Source organism: Stappia sp. 28M-7 (genome assembly GCF_014252955.1).
Taxonomy (GTDB): Bacteria; Pseudomonadota; Alphaproteobacteria; order Rhizobiales; family Stappiaceae; genus Stappia.
The window spans coordinates 3,021,550-3,035,527 of sequence record NZ_JACMIA010000001.1 but is presented as its reverse complement, the minus strand read 5'-3'; the positions used below and the strand labels follow the sequence as shown (position 1 = coordinate 3,035,527).

Below are 13,978 nucleotides of genomic sequence, written 5' to 3'. Positions count from 1 at the left end.
GCGGACTAGGCCGTCTCCTCTGCAATCGCCAGTGCGCCATAGTCGGTGACCGTCGTCAGCCGGCTCGCGAGCACCACGGCGAAGGAGAGGGCGAAGAGGGCCGCCACCACGACGAGCCCGGTTTGCGGGGCGAAGGCCGTGCCGATGGCGCCGGCCGCCAGTGCGCCGAGCGGCCGCGTGCCGTAGATCGCCGTCTGGATCACCGCGTTGACGCGCCCCAGCATCTGCGCTGGCGTCACCAGCTGGCGCACCGTGTTCTGCGTCACCAGCCACATCGACGGGCCGAAGCCGAGCACGAAGAAGGCGGTGAGCAACAGCGGACCTGGATTGCCTTGCGGCAGCACCAGAAGCATCAAGGCGGCGATGGCCGAGCTGCCGGGGCCGAACATCAGTACGACGCGCGGGGCGATGCGGTTTGCAAGGCGTCCGGCCACGAAGATGCCGGCGACCGAGGCGAGACCGAAGGCGGCCATCGCACCGGCAAAGAGCGTCGCCTCGCCACCGTGTGCTTGGGTGATCACCGGGACGGCCAGCACCACCAGCATCGAGAACGCAAAGTTCCAGAACACGGCGCAGAAGGTGATCGGCAGCAGCATCGGGTGACGCAGCACGAAGCCGGCGCCTTTCGCCAGCCGGACCGCCAGCGCCTCGCGCTGCACGGGGCGCAAGGGAAAGACCGGCAGGCGCACCGTCAGCACCAGCGCCGACAGCGCGCAGGTCGCCGCTGCCCAGAACACGGCGGCAGCGCCCGCCCGGTCGAGCGCCAGTCCGAGGGCGAGCGGCACGGCCAGCGAGGCGACCGAGCGGGGCAGGGAGATCGCTGCGTTGGCGCTGGTGAGCTCGCCCTGCGTCACGATCCGCGGCAGGATCGACAGGCTCGCCAGTCCGTAGAGCACGATGCCGAGGCCGGCGAGCGCGATCGCCCCGGCAAAGGGCAGGATTTCTCCGGCAGCGATGGCAAGGGCCGCCGCCGCAAAGCCACTGAGCGACAGCACCGCCGAGGCGAGCACCGCGCTGCGCGGCTGGATGCGGTCGATCAGAACGCCGAAGGGGAGGCTGCCCACCAGATGCGCCATCGACTGGCAGGCGACCAGCAGCCCGATGGTGCTGGCGCCGGCACCGAAGGCGGTCGCGGCGACGATGGGCACCGCGACCAGCGCGATCTGGTCGGCGATGTTCAGTCCGTAGGAAGAGGCGACAAGTCTGTCGAGGGCGCGCATGGCAGGCTCCGTTGGCGGTGTTGCGCGCGACCTTAACGAGGGGCGCCCGGCGGGCTCGACCCGATTTGCGAGCGGGCGGGGGCCTGTTCGCGGCCAGCTAACGGGTTGATCCCGCCTGCTGCGGATGCGAAGAGGAAAGCCCGTCCTCCTGGGGCCGCCCGCCGTGACCTATCTGCTGCTCAAGTATCTCCACGTCCTCGGCGCCATCGTCATTCTCGGCACGGGCACCGGCATCGCCTTCTTCATGCTGATGGCGCATCGCTCCCGCAGCGCCGCCTTTATCGCCGAGACCTCGGCGGTGGTCGTGCTGGCCGACAAGCTCTTCACCGCCACCGCCGTCGCGGTGCAGCCGGTCACCGGCTATCTCTTGATGCGCGAGAGCGGATACGCCTTCACCGACGGCTGGATTGCCCTGTCGCTGGGGCTCTACCTCGTCGCCGGCGTCTTCTGGCTGCCGGTGGTGTGGATCCAGGCGCGCATGCGCGATCTTGCGCGCGGTGCCGCCGCTGAGGGCGCGCCGCTTCCCGCCGCCTATCACCGCCTGTTTCGCATCTGGTTCGTCTTCGGCTTTCCCGGCTTCGGCTCGGTCGCGGCGATCCTCTGGCTGATGATCGCAAAACCGGAGATCTGACCGATGGCCGCCGCTGCTCCCACCATCGCCGTTCTCGGCGCCTCCGGCCTGATCGGCCACGCCGTCGCGCTCGATCTCATGCACCGGGGCTTTCCCGTTGCGGCGTTCGCCCGCCGCTTTACCCGCGCACAGAAAGCCGCGCTCGGGGACGCTGCCGTCGAGGCACCGCTGGTCGATCTGGACGCGCGCGGCCTTGCCGCCCTGCTGGCCGGGCGCAATGTCGATATCCTCGTCAACTGCATCGGCGTGTTGCAGGACATGCCGGGCAAGGGCACGGCAAGCGACGCGCATGGCGGCTTCGTCTCGCGTCTGCTCGCCGCGATCGGGCAAGAGGGCGCGCGGCCGCAGCTTCTGGTACAGTTGTCGATCCCCGGCACGCCTGAGGGCGACCGCACCGCCTTTTCCGCCACCAAGCGCGAGGCGGAGCGGCTGATTGCCGACAGCACCGTTCCCTTCGCGATCCTGCGGCCGGGCTTCGTCGTTGCGCCCGTCGCCTATGGCGGCAGCGCGCTGATCCGAGGCCTCGCCGCTTTGCCGGTCCGCCTGCCGCAGGAGGAAGCCTCGCGCCCCTTTGCCGCGACCGATGTCGCCGACATTTCCCGCAGCATCGCCTTTCTCGCGGACGCCTGGGGGCAGGGGCGGCGCGATTGGCGCGAGACCTGGGAGATCATGGAGCGCCGCCCGCACACCGTCGGCGAGGTGGTGGAGGCATTCCGCGCCCGCATCGGCGGCCCGGCGCCGCGCTGGCTTTTGCCGGGTGTGCTCCTGTCGCTGGGGGCAAGGGCGGGGGATCTTGCCGCGCGTCTCGGCTGGGCGCCGCCCGTGCGCAGTACGGCGCTGGCCGAGATGCGGCGCGGCGTTGCCGGCGATCCCGGCCCCTGGTCGGCGGCGACCAGCCTCGAGCCCCGGTCGCTGGAGGCCGCGCTCGCCCGCTATCCCGCCGGCGTGCAGGAGCTCTGGTTCGCCCGCCTCTACATGCTGAAGCCGGCGATCCTCGGCATTCTCGTCGTCTTCTGGTTCGTCTCGGGGCTGATCGCGCTCACGGTGGCCTTCGACGCGGCGGTGGCGATCCTGACGGCGCATGCCTTCCCGCCGCTTCTGGCGAAAGCGATCACCGTGGTCACCAGCCTTGCCGACATGAGCATCGGCGCGGCCATCGCGGCCCGGCGCAGCTGCCGGGCCGGGCTTCTCGCCGGCATCGCCCTGTCGCTCTTCTACATGGCGGGCGCGGCGGTGCTGACGCCGGACATGTGGATCGAGCCGCTCGGCGCGCTGGTCAAGACCGGCCCCGCCATCGTGCTGATGCTCGTGGCGCTGGCGATCCTCGACGACCGCTAGCGCGGCCGCTCGAAGGTCCCCAGTCCGTTCTCGTCGAGATGCTCGATGGTCACCGAGGCGGCGCTGGCCGGGGCCGTGCGCGAGAAGTCGACGCGCGAGATCGACCCTTGCGGCTGGTTCTCGCTCATCGGCTGCACGATGAAGCTGTCGCCGTCCCAGTGCTGCATCGCCAGCGGCGCCTGTCCGGACCCGAGGCGCAGCACCAGGCCGCCATCGGCCTCTTCCACCGTCGCCGGGCCGAAATAGGCGTTGTCGTAGTGCCCGACATAGGCCTCGGCCTGCTGCGCGGGAGCCGGATCGGCGGGCTTCTGCACACCGACGAGGCTGCCGAACGGGCGGCTCAGCGCCTTCAGCCGCGGGCCGTAGCCGGCGAGCCAGTCGCGCGTCTCGATCCCCAGTTCCACACGGTCGAGGAATGAGGCGGTCACCGCTTCCGGGACGCCGCTCGGCGCGGCGTTGGTCAGCACGACGATGCCGAGCTCGAGATCCGGGACCAGGACGAAATTGGTCGAGGCCCCCAGCGCGAAGGCGCCCGAATGGCTGATCGTCACCCGGCCCGAGGGGCGAACTCCCACTCCGAATCCGAACCCGTAGGTGCCGGCCCGCGCGTCCGCCGTTCCGGGGGCGCCGCTGATCACCTGCGGCGAGGTCGCCGCCAGCAGCGCCTTGGCGTCCACCACCTGCCTGCCGTTCGCCTCGCCGCCGGCCAGCACCATCGCCATCCAGCGCGCCATGTCGCTGACGCTCGAGCTGACGCCGCCGGCCGGGCTCTGTGCGTCCGGCTGCCGCATGTCGGTGAGGGCATAGCCGTCGCCGTCGATCATGTGGCTGGAGGCGCGGTTGTCGCGCGCCATGTAGTCGGCGTGGCGGGAGCTGGTCGAGGTCATGCCGAGCGGCGCGTAGAGCGTTTCCTCCGACAGGCTCGCCCAGTCGGTGCCGGCAGCGGCGGCCACCGCCTCGGCCGCGGCGGTCAGCCCGAAATTGGTATAGGCGTAGTGCGCGCGGAACGGGTGCTTCGGCAGCAGGGCCAGCCGCTCCAGCACCGTCTTGCGGTCATAGCCGAGATCCTCCAGATCGTCGCCCGCATGGTCCGGCAGGCCCGAACGGTGGGCATAGAGATCGCCGATGGTGACATGCGCGCTCACCCAGGGATCGCCCATGTCGAAGCGTGGCAGATGCGCGCGTACCGGGGTGTCCCAGGCGATGCGCCCGGTCCCGACCTGCCCGGCGACCACGGTCGCCCCGACGGGTTTCGACAGGGAGGCCAGCAGGAAGACCGTGTCCGCATCCACGTCCGCATCGCCGTTTGCCGCGCGCTTGCCGAAGCCGCGCGCATAGACCGTCTCGCCCTTGTGCACCACGGCGACAGCAAGGCCGGGAATGCCGGAGCGCTCCAGCATCGAGGTGCTGAGCGCGTCGAGCGCCGCCACCGCCGCATCGATCCTCTCCTGGGTCACCGGGAGCCAGACCATCTGGTCGGGGGCGGGCATCGGATCGGGCAGGCCGAGGGTGGGCAGGGCGGTGTCGGCATGGGCGGCCGAGCCGGCGCCAAGGCACACGGCAATCGCGGTACGGGCAAGGATGCTGCGGGCAGGCGGGATGAAGAAAGACATGGGGGGAAAGTTCAAGATCCTGTCCTTTGTCGTTCGGCGACTGAAACGGCATGCTGGCGTAAAGGCGCGGGCTGAAATGCCGGTGCGGACCGGACCGCCCGCACCTTGCGCGGCGCGATGGCGGCCCGTTTCCTCCTGCGGTCCTCCGGTCGGGCCCGCAGGTCTATTTCTGGAGCCATGCGGCCGGCATTGCCAGCCCCTTCTTGCCCGTGAGGGGATGGCGGGGTGCTAGCGCCGTGTCCAGCGCCAGGCCTGATAGGCGGCTATCGCGAACGCGGAAATCGCGAGCGCCAGCCAGATGGCGCCGCTCTGCTCCAGATAGACGACGCCCGTTTCCGGGTCATAGCACCGGCCCAGTTGGTTGAAGCAGTCGCGCCATTTGAAGTGGGTCGAATAGTAAAGCTGCGCGGAGAAGCCGGAGAGGGCGAGAAACGCCAGCGATAGAATTGCGCGCAGCAAGGGCCGTCTCCCGGTTCCGATGCGGCCCATCGTTTCGAGGTCGAGCGCCGATTGCAAGCCTCGGGTGCCTCTTCGAGCGGCTCCCGGCTCTCCGGTCCCGTCGGGGTGTACGGCTCGGCGCTCACGTGCGGTCCGGGAGGCCGCGGGCAAGACTGCGTGTCCAGAGGCACGCCTTGCGGGACAAGTGCCTCATGGAATTTTCAACGGCGGTTTGCAACCGGGATGGCTATATGAGGACTCGATAAACGATATCGGCTGTGCCGCCGAAGGTCTTGAAGTATGGCACTGAATATTTCCTGCGAAGGCTCTCCATATGATTTGCGCGGGAGAGATCGCCTCTGGATCTCCGACGTCCTCGTTCAACTAAAATATCTTCTGGAGCCTCCACCAGGACCATCAGGTCCAGTTCATTCCTGACCGCCGGGTGTAACAGGTAAATGCAATCGCAGAGCACTACTGCCGGGCGGCCGGTGGGGACCGTCAGACAGTATTGCCCGTTCAACTCACCCGTCTGCCTGTTCCAGGCGCGATTGTAGGTGTGGATGCGATTGGACTTCAAATCATCGAGGGCGGAGAGGATGTCCCCGAAGGCATACCAGTTGAGCGGGTTTTCGATGGCCTCGATCTGCTGAGGATTTCCCGATTTCGTAGCTTCCTCGATGAGTGTCTGCCGCTCGGCCAGGCTATGGGAGGAGAACTGGTCGCAGTCCAGGCGAACTGCATCGAAACTGGCGATTTCAGCTATTTGATCGCACAGCGTCGACTTCCCGGAACCCGCCATGCCGCAAACTCCGACCACCAGAAGGTCTTTGTCATGCAACCTCGCCGCGATGTGAGCGCATAGATCGGCCGGAGAGTGGACGGCGTTGATTGAGGTTTTCATTTTTGTAGCAGGCCTTTGATCTCGCCGCATTTTTTTGGACATCCAGCCAGACCGCAATGAGAAACGGGTCGACTGTCTACCAACGCGCTGCTGCCGGCTTCCATGTTCAGATCGATGCGAACAGAATGCTCACCTCGCTCCCGGTTTGTCACGCCCGCCGAGGGGGCGCCGCCACTCCGTCGCTCCTGCCTCTCCCGCCGTCATCCCGGCCGCAGGCGAAGCCGGAGGGCCGGGATCCATTGGTCCCCTCAGCAGGGGTGAGGTGGAGGGTGCGGCCACGCCCACGGCTGTCATACCTGCGAAGGCAGGTGTCCAGTATCCGCCGGGCGGGCGGGTCTTCGCCCCAATCTCTCCCTCGTCATTCCGGACGAGGCCGGAGGCCGACGATCCGGAACCGGGGAGGCACGGCGCCTGCCACTCTCGCCTCCGGGGGCTCCCCATTTCCCCGCCCAACCCTCCGATCCAAAAAATCCCCTTTGACTCCGATCTCCCTTCAAAATATGAAACTGATGTCAGTTTTAGTTATGAGGTCGCCGCCATGCTGCGTGCCTTGCCCCGGAAGGGGGAGGATCAGGTGCTGTTCTATCCGCAGGCTCTGACCGCGCGGGCCGCCGGGCGGCCCAAGGGCGAGCGCACGCGCGCCCAGATCCAGGCGGCCGCCTGTGCCGTGCTCGACCGGCAGGGGCCGCAGGAGTTCACCGTCTCCGCCGTGTGCGAGCAGGCGGGGATCTCGAACGGCACCTTCTACATCTACTTCGCCGACCGCACCGTGCTGCTCGACGATCTGCTGGTCGGCTTCGTCGGCTTCCTGCAGGCGGCGATGCGGGTGGCTGGCTCCGCCCAGCCGGAAGATCCGGTGCGCGCGGCGACCAGCGCCTATGTCGAGCTGTTCCGCCGCAATCCCGGCCTGATGCGCTGCCTCGTCCATCATCTCGACACGCTGCCGCAGGCGCGCGAGGCCTTTCACCGGCTGAACCGCGACTGGCTGGAAACCGTGGTCGCGGCGGTCGAGCGCCGGCTGCATCGCCTCGGGCGCGGCGAGGCGGTGGACCGCGAGGAATTGCTGCGCCGCGCCTATGCGCTGGGCGGCATGGTCGACCAGTACCTGTCCGCGCTGATCCTGTCGCAGGACCCGGCGCTGGTCGCGATCTCGGCCAGCGACGAGGCCGTCATCGACACGTTGACCCTGATCTGGAAGCGGGGGATGAGCCTATGAGCACGCTGGCGCGGGCGGACTTCGCGTCCGCCGAGGATCTGCGGCCGCATGTCGAGGCCGCCTGGGAGCGCCAGCGGGCGCATGTGATGGCGAACTCTCCCTTCTATCGCGCCCTGTGGCAGGGCGAGGCGCCGCCGCCGGTGCTGTCCGACCTCTCCCGACTGCCGCTCTCCGACAAGTCGCAGCTGCGCCTGTCGCAGGCCGCGCATCCGCCCTTCGGCGACTATCTCGCCGCCCCGCGGGACACCGTGCGCCGGCTGCACCGCACCTCCGGCACCACCGGGCAGGCGATGAACCTTGCCCTGTCGGCCCGCGACACCCGCGTCACCCAGGAGATCGGCGGCCGCTGCCAGAGCGCGGCCGGCCTTGGCCCCGGCCACACGGTGGTGCACTGCCTCAATTACCAGATGTGGATGGGCGGGCTGACCGATCACCTGACGCTGGAGGAGACGGGGGCGACCGTCGTGCCCTTCGGCGTCGGCTCGACCGAGCTGCTGGTGCGCACAATCCTGGAGGTCGGGGTGACCGCGATTTCCTGCACGCCGTCCTATCCGGCGGTGCTGGAACGGGTGATCGCGCAGAAGTTCCCCGGCCTTGCCCCGCGCGACCTCGGCCTGAAGCTCGGCCTTTTCGGCGGCGAGCCCGGCGTCGACGACCCCGCCTTCCGCGCGCGGATGACCGCGACCTGGGGCCTGCAGCCGCGCAATTCCAACTATGGCGTCTCCGACGTCTTCTGCAATTTCGCCTCCGAATGCGAGCACGACACGCATCTGCATTTCATGGCAGCGGACGTGCTGCATGCCGAGCTGATCGACCCGGACAGCGGCGCGCCGAAGGCCTTGGAGGCTGGCGAGAGCGGCGAGCTGGTGCTCACCCATCTGGTGCGCGACTGCCAGCCCCTGGTGCGCTTTCGCACCGGCGACATCATCCGCGTGGGCAGCACTTCGCCGTGCTCCTGCGGCCGCACGGGCTTCCGCTTTTCCGTCGTCGGCCGCTCCGACGACATGGTGGTGGTGCGCGGGCTCAACATGTTCCCGACCATGGTCGCGGCGGTGCTCAACTCCTTTGCCGAGCTGTCGGGCGAGTACCGCATCCGCCTTGCCGCGCCGCCGCCCTACGACACGTTGCCGGTCGAGGCGGAACTGGCGCAGGGCGCGCCGGAGAGCGGGGAGCTTGCCGCCCGGGTGGCGGCCGAGATCAAGGCACGGCTCGGGGCCAGTGCCAGCGTCACGCTGCTGCCCGCCGGCAGCATGCCGCGCACCGAAGGCAAGACCCGGCGGGTCATCAGGGGGGACCAATGACCGATTTTACCTACAAGACCGTGCTGAGCACGCTCGGTGAGGGCGGGGTGCGCACCATCGCCCTCAACCGGCCGGAAAGCCTCAACGCCATGAACCGGCAGCTGATCAACGATGTCGCGCGCGCCTTCGACGATGCCAACCGCGACCCGCAAACCCGCGCGATCCTCTTCACCGGCGCCGGCAAGGCGTTCTGTGCCGGCGACGACCGACGCGAGCATGTCCACCCGGAAACCGAGGAGGCCGCGCGCGATCTCGTCCTTGCCATCCAGCGGGCGACCCATGCCATCACCTTCGGTCCCAAGCCGGTGGTCGGGGCGATCCATGGCTGGGCCGTCGGCGGCGGCTTCGAATGGGCGATCAACTGCGACTTTCCCATCTGGGGCGAGGGGGCGAAGGCCTTCTTCCCGGAAGTCTCGCTGAACGTTTTCGTCACCGGTGCGGTGACGGCGCTGCTGCCGGCGCTGGTCGGCCTCATGAAGGCGCGCGAGATGCTGTTCTTCGGCGAGCGCTACACGGCGGCCGAGCTGGGCAGGCTGGGCCTCGCCCACAAGGTCGTGGCGGACGACGAGGTGATGGACGAGGCGCAGGCGCTGGCCCGGCGGCTTGCCGAGCTGCCGCCGCTCGCCGTGCGCTCGATGAAGCGAGTGCTCAACGCGGTTGCCGCCGGCGACCTTCACCGCGCGCTCGATCTGGAAACCGAGGCGACCGTTGCCGGCTTTCTCGACCCGGAGACCACCCGCCGGATCTCCGCCTTTTGAGCGGGACCCGGCGGTCTGTCTTGAGATGCGTTTGCGGTCAAAGGCTTCTGATCGCGCCGCCGTCGACGCGCACCCGGCTTCCCGTCACATAGGACGCGCGCTCGGACGCCAGGAACACCACCATGTCGGCGAATTCCTGCGGCCGGCCGTAGCGCCCCGCCGGGATCGAGGCGGCGGACGCCTTGGCGATTTCCTCGAGGCTCTTTCCGGTGCGCTTGGCGGCGGCCGCGTCCAGCTCGTCGACGCGGGCGGTATGGATGCGCCCCGGCACCACCATGTTGACGGTGACGCCGTCGCTCGCCACCTCGCTCGCCAGCGTCTTCGACCAGGCCAGCACCGCCGCGCGGATGCCGTTCGACATGGCAAGGTTGGGGATCGGCTGCTCGACGCCGGACGAGCCGATGGTGATCACCCGGCCGAAGCCGCGCTCTCGCATCGCTGGCACCAGCTTCGAGGTGATGTGGAAGAGGCTTGCGGCCATCGCCGAGAAATTGGCGGTCCAGGCGGCATGGTCGGCATCGAGCGCCGTTCCCGGAGGCGGGCCGCCGGCATTGTTGATCAGGATGTCGACCCCGCCATCGGCCAGGATCGCCTCCAGCGTGCCGTCGATCGAGGCGATGTCGGCAAGGTCGATCCGCAGCGGGGTGATGTCGCAGTCTGGCATCGCGGCGGCCCATTCGGCAATCGCCGGTTCGTTGCGGGCGGCGGCGATGACGCGAACGCCCTCGCGCGCCAGCGTTTCGGCGATGGCCCGGCCGAGGCCGCGGCTGGCTCCAAGGACGAGGGCGCGTTTGCCCTTCAGGCCGAGATCCATCAGTTGAGCTCCTTCAGGCGTTTTTCGAGACGGGCCATCAGGCGGTCGACCTCGGCCCGCGACAGCGGATCGAGGGCGGCGCCCGGCTTGCGCAGGGTCGGGTTGGCGAGCACGCCGCGCCGGTAGAGGACGTATTTGCGGATGGCAAGGCCTAGGCCCGGCTGCTGTTCGAAGCGGGCGAGCGGCAGATAGGCGTCGAACAGGTCGCGGGCCCGCTCCATGTCGCCCTTCGCGTGGTTCTCGACGACGCCGGTCATCATCTCCGGATAGGCGAAGCCGGTCATCGCGCCGTCGGCGCCGCGCTCCATCTCCTCGGGCAGGAAGACGCCGCCATTGCCGCACAGGATCGACACCCGGCGGGCGGTCGCCCCCTCCTTGCGCAGCGCCGTGATCTTGGCAAGGCCGGGCCAGTCCTCGTGCTTCAGGCACACGCAGGTGGGGATATCTCGGATTATGCGGGCGATCACTGGCACGGACATCTGCACGCCGGTGGTCAGCGGGAAGTCCTGCAGCACGAAGGGGACATCCCCGATCATCTCGGCCGCCTGCTCGTAATAGCCGGCGATCTGGTCGTCGGTGCGAAGGCTGCCCGGCGGGGCGATCATCACGCCGGCGGCGCCGTCGTCCATCACCCGCCCCGTCAGCGCCTGCATCTGGGCGAAGCCCGGCGATGACACGCCGACGACGATCGGCACGCGCCCGTCGACGCGCTTCAGCACCCGGTTGACGATGGTGGCGGACTCGTCGGTCGTCAGCTTCGGCGCCTCGCCCATCACGCCCAAGAGGGTGAGGCCGGTGGCTCCCGCCTCCAGGTAGAAGTCGACCATCCGGTCGCAGCCCTCGAGGTCGAGCGCGCCGGTTTCGGTGAAGGGGGTGACGGCGATCAGGTAGACGCCGCGGGCACTTTCGTCCAGTCGGGCCATGATGTCCTTCCGCATGAGGTGAATTGAGACGGGCGTCTCGAATTTCAGCGATTTCGAGACGGAGTTTCGCAAAATTCCGCGCAAAATTTGCAAGGCCCTGCCAAGCCCCTGCGAGAGACTGCAGGCCGTGGACAGGTGGTCAGGCAGGCGGGGAGTTCCGTGTCCGGCCCGCCTCGGGGAAGGGGATGGTAGGCCGCACGCGGCAGGAGTCAATTGCGGGCAAGCCTCTGCTGCCAAACAAAAAAGGCGCGGCGGAAGAACCGCCGCGCCTTTCGCGTTCGGGGCCGGCGGGCGGGGAGAACCCCGGCCGCCAGCGGGCATTGCGGTGCTTACGCGAGGTCGAAGCGGTCCGCGTTCATCACCTTGGTCCAGGCGGCGACGAAGTCGCGGGCGAACTTCTCCTTGGCATCGTTCTGGCCGTAGACCTCGGACAGGGCGCGCAGCTGCGAGTTCGAGCCGAAGAGCAGATCGACGCGGGTTCCGGTCCACTTCGGGGTGCCGGTGGCCCGGTCGGAGCCCTCGAACACGTCCTGCTTATCCGACACCGGCTTCCACTTTGTCCCCATGTCGAGCAGGTTCACAAAGAAGTCGTTGGTGAGGGTGCCCGGACGCTCGGTGAAGACGCCGTGCGCCGAACCGCCGTGGTTGGCACCGAGGACGCGCAGGCCGCCGATGAGCACGGTCATTTCCGGCGCGGTCAGGGTCAGCAGCTCGGCCCGGTCGATCAGCGCCTCTTCCGGCGACAGGACCGAACGGCCCGAGACGTAGTTGCGGAAGCCGTCAGCGGCGGGCTCCAGAACGTCGAAGGACTCGACGTCCGTCTGCTCGGCGCTGGCATCGGTGCGACCCGGTGCGAAGGGCACGGTCACATCGAGGCCGGCATCCTTGGCCGCCTTCTCGACGGCGGCACCGCCCGCCAGCACGATCAGGTCGGCGAGGGATACCTTCTTGCCGCCCGACTGGGCCGCATTGAAGGCCGACTGGATTTCTTCCAGCTTTGCCAGCACCTTGGCGAGCTGGGCCGGCTGGTTGACGTCCCAGTCCTTCTGCGGGGCGAGGCGGATACGCGCGCCATTGGCGCCGCCACGCTTGTCCGAACCGCGGAAGGTCGAGGCCGAGGCCCAGGCGGTCGAGACCAGCTCGGACACGCTGAGACCCGAGGCCAGGACCTTGCTCTTCAGCTCGGCGACATCCGCATCGTTGACCAGCGGATGGTCGACGACCGGGATCGGGTCCTGCCACAGCAGGTCCTCGGCCGGAACCTCCGGGCCGAGGTAGCGCGACTTCGGGCCCATGTCGCGGTGGGTCAGCTTGAACCAGGCGCGGGCGAAGACGTCGGCGAACTCGGCCGGGTTCTCCAGGAAGCGGCGGGCGATCGGCTCGTAGATCGGGTCGAAGCGCAGCGACAGGTCGGCCGTCGTCATCATCGGGCGATGCTTCTTCGACGGGTCGTGGGCATCGACGATCATGTCCTCGTCGTCCACGTCCTTGGCCAGCCACATGTTGGCGCCGGCCGGGCTCTTGACCAGTTCCCACTCGTATTTGAACAGGACCTTCAGGTAGCCCATGTCCCAGGTGGTCGGGTTCGGCTTCCAAGCGCCTTCGATGCCGCTGGAGATCGTGTCGCCGGCAAGGCCCGAGGCAAAGCGGCTGGTCCAGCCGAGGCCCATGTCCTCAAGGCCTGCGCCCTCCGGCTCGGAGCCGAGCAGCGCGGCATCGCCCGCGCCGTGGCACTTGCCGAACGTGTGGCCGCCGGCCACCAGCGCGACGGTCTCCTCGTCGTTCATGGCCATGCGGCCGAAGGTGTCTCGAACATCGCGGCCCGAAGCGACCGGATCCGGGTTGCCGTCCGGGCCTTCCGGATTGACGTAGATGAGGCCCATCTGCACCGCGGCGAGCGGGTTTTCCAGCTCGCGGTCGCCGGAGTAGCGGCTGTTCGGCTTGTCGCTGGTCGCCAGCCACTCGGACTCGGCACCCCAGTAAACGTACTCTTCCGGCTCCCAGGTGTCGGCGCGGCCGCCGGCAAAGCCGAAGGTCTTGAAGCCCATGCTCTCCAGGGCGACGTTGCCCGTGAGGATCATCAGGTCGGCCCAGGACAGCTTGTTGCCGTACTTCTGCTTGATCGGCCACAGCAGGCGGCGGGCCTTGTCGAGGTTGACGTTGTCCGGCCAGCTGTTCAGCGGGGCGAAACGCTGCTGGCCGTTGCCGCCGCCGCCGCGACCGTCGAACGTGCGGTAGGTGCCGGCGCTATGCCAGGCCATGCGGATGAAGAGCGGGCCGTAGTGGCCCCAGTCGGCCGGCCACCAGTCCTGGCTGTCGGTCATCAGCGCGGTCAGGTCGGCCTTCACGGCCGCGAGGTCGAGCTTCTTGAACTCCTCGGCATAGTTGAAGCCGGTGCCCATCGGATTGGACAGCGAAGAATTCTGGTGCAGGACGCGGAGGTTGATCTGGTTGGGCCACCAGTTCTGGCGCGGCTGCTGGGCGGTGTGAACGACCGGGCATTTGCCGGCGGTGTCGAAATCGGGTCTGTCCATGTTTCTCACTCGTCAGGTTGTTCAAACGACTGTCCGAGAAGGAGAAAATCATGGCGTGCAGCGCGGTGACCCGCCCTGCGACCCGCATGGCGACCGTGTCGCGCTGCCATGCACTCTCCCTCTCGAGGTCGTCCCGAAGCATTGCATGCCGGGAGGGGCGGCGATCCTTCGGGGTCCTGCAGCGCACGGTTGCGCGCGGCCGGAACCCGTTGCGCCAGCGGGGCGCCAAGGTCGTCGCTTCTCATCCTCGCAAGGGCACTATGCCCCAGCCGCTTCATTAATTTAAGT

The 13,978-nt window shown here is 68.4% G+C and carries 12 protein-coding genes; 5 read left to right on the top strand and 7 right to left on the bottom strand.

The annotated features are described in order from the left end of the window. Positions 1 to 5: 5 nt before the first annotated feature. Positions 6 to 1,220: an MFS transporter gene (locus tag H7H34_RS13440; RefSeq protein WP_185925487.1), complete on the bottom strand. Its 1,215-nt coding sequence runs from the start codon at positions 1,218 to 1,220 to the stop codon at positions 6 to 8. Positions 1,221 to 1,383: 163 nt separating this feature from the next. On the opposite strand from H7H34_RS13440, the gene H7H34_RS13435 reads away from it, so the two are divergent. Both H7H34_RS13435 and H7H34_RS13430 read left to right on the top strand, forming a co-directional pair. Further along, positions 1,384 to 1,851, top strand: coding sequence for a DUF2269 family protein (locus H7H34_RS13435; RefSeq protein WP_120268316.1), 468 nt, complete (start codon positions 1,384 to 1,386; stop codon positions 1,849 to 1,851). A gap of 3 nt (positions 1,852 to 1,854) precedes the next feature. Continuing rightward, positions 1,855 to 3,189 (top strand): SDR family oxidoreductase, encoded by a 1,335-nt coding sequence (locus H7H34_RS13430; protein ID WP_185925486.1) that lies wholly within the window; start codon positions 1,855 to 1,857, stop codon positions 3,187 to 3,189. Here the strand turns inward: H7H34_RS13430 and H7H34_RS13425 are convergent. The 3 genes from H7H34_RS13425 to H7H34_RS13415 all read right to left on the bottom strand — a co-directional run bounded on the left by H7H34_RS13425 (position 3,186) and on the right by H7H34_RS13415 (position 6,144). After that, positions 3,186 to 4,817: a serine hydrolase gene (locus H7H34_RS13425; RefSeq protein ID WP_245165073.1), complete on the bottom strand. Its 1,632-nt coding sequence runs from the start codon at positions 4,815 to 4,817 to the stop codon at positions 3,186 to 3,188. The two genes, H7H34_RS13430 and H7H34_RS13425, sit on opposite strands and share 4 nt — an antisense overlap. Before the next feature lie 213 nt (positions 4,818 to 5,030). Beyond that, complete coding sequence (locus tag H7H34_RS13420; RefSeq protein ID WP_185925485.1) at positions 5,031 to 5,318, bottom strand: hypothetical protein; 288 nt, start codon at positions 5,316 to 5,318, stop codon at positions 5,031 to 5,033. A gap of 169 nt (positions 5,319 to 5,487) precedes the next feature. Then, the gene (locus H7H34_RS13415) at positions 5,488 to 6,144 is read right to left on the bottom strand and encodes a nucleoside/nucleotide kinase family protein (protein ID WP_185925484.1); all 657 of its coding nucleotides are present in this window, start codon (positions 6,142 to 6,144) and stop codon (positions 5,488 to 5,490) included. Positions 6,145 to 6,682: 538 nt separating this feature from the next. On the opposite strand from H7H34_RS13415, the gene H7H34_RS13410 reads away from it, so the two are divergent. From H7H34_RS13410 to H7H34_RS13400, 3 genes are read left to right on the top strand one after another with little or no spacing between them, the layout of a single operon-like run. Beyond that, the gene (locus H7H34_RS13410; RefSeq protein ID WP_185925483.1) at positions 6,683 to 7,360 is read left to right on the top strand and encodes a TetR/AcrR family transcriptional regulator; all 678 of its coding nucleotides are present in this window, start codon (positions 6,683 to 6,685) and stop codon (positions 7,358 to 7,360) included. Further along, positions 7,357 to 8,661: a phenylacetate--CoA ligase family protein gene (locus H7H34_RS13405; RefSeq protein WP_185925482.1), complete on the top strand. Its 1,305-nt coding sequence runs from the start codon at positions 7,357 to 7,359 to the stop codon at positions 8,659 to 8,661. The genes H7H34_RS13410 and H7H34_RS13405 overlap by 4 nt, the downstream gene beginning before the upstream one ends. Next, complete coding sequence (locus tag H7H34_RS13400) at positions 8,658 to 9,419, top strand: enoyl-CoA hydratase/isomerase family protein (protein ID WP_185925481.1); 762 nt, start codon at positions 8,658 to 8,660, stop codon at positions 9,417 to 9,419. The genes H7H34_RS13405 and H7H34_RS13400 overlap by 4 nt, the downstream gene beginning before the upstream one ends. A 37-nt stretch (positions 9,420 to 9,456) precedes the next feature. On the opposite strand, the gene H7H34_RS13395 is transcribed toward H7H34_RS13400, so the two are convergent. From H7H34_RS13395 to katG, 3 genes are all read right to left on the bottom strand, one after another. Beyond that, positions 9,457 to 10,233, bottom strand: a complete 777-nt coding sequence (locus H7H34_RS13395; protein ID WP_185925480.1) for an SDR family oxidoreductase — start codon at positions 10,231 to 10,233, stop codon at positions 9,457 to 9,459. After that, entirely contained in the window at positions 10,233 to 11,156 is a 924-nt protein-coding gene (locus H7H34_RS13390; protein ID WP_185925479.1) for a dihydrodipicolinate synthase family protein, read from the bottom strand. The genes H7H34_RS13395 and H7H34_RS13390 overlap by 1 nt, the downstream gene beginning before the upstream one ends. A gap of 329 nt (positions 11,157 to 11,485) precedes the next feature. Further along, positions 11,486 to 13,690, bottom strand: coding sequence for a catalase/peroxidase HPI (katG, locus tag H7H34_RS13385; protein WP_185925478.1), 2,205 nt, complete (start codon positions 13,688 to 13,690; stop codon positions 11,486 to 11,488). Positions 13,691 to 13,978: the final 288 nt, after the last annotated feature.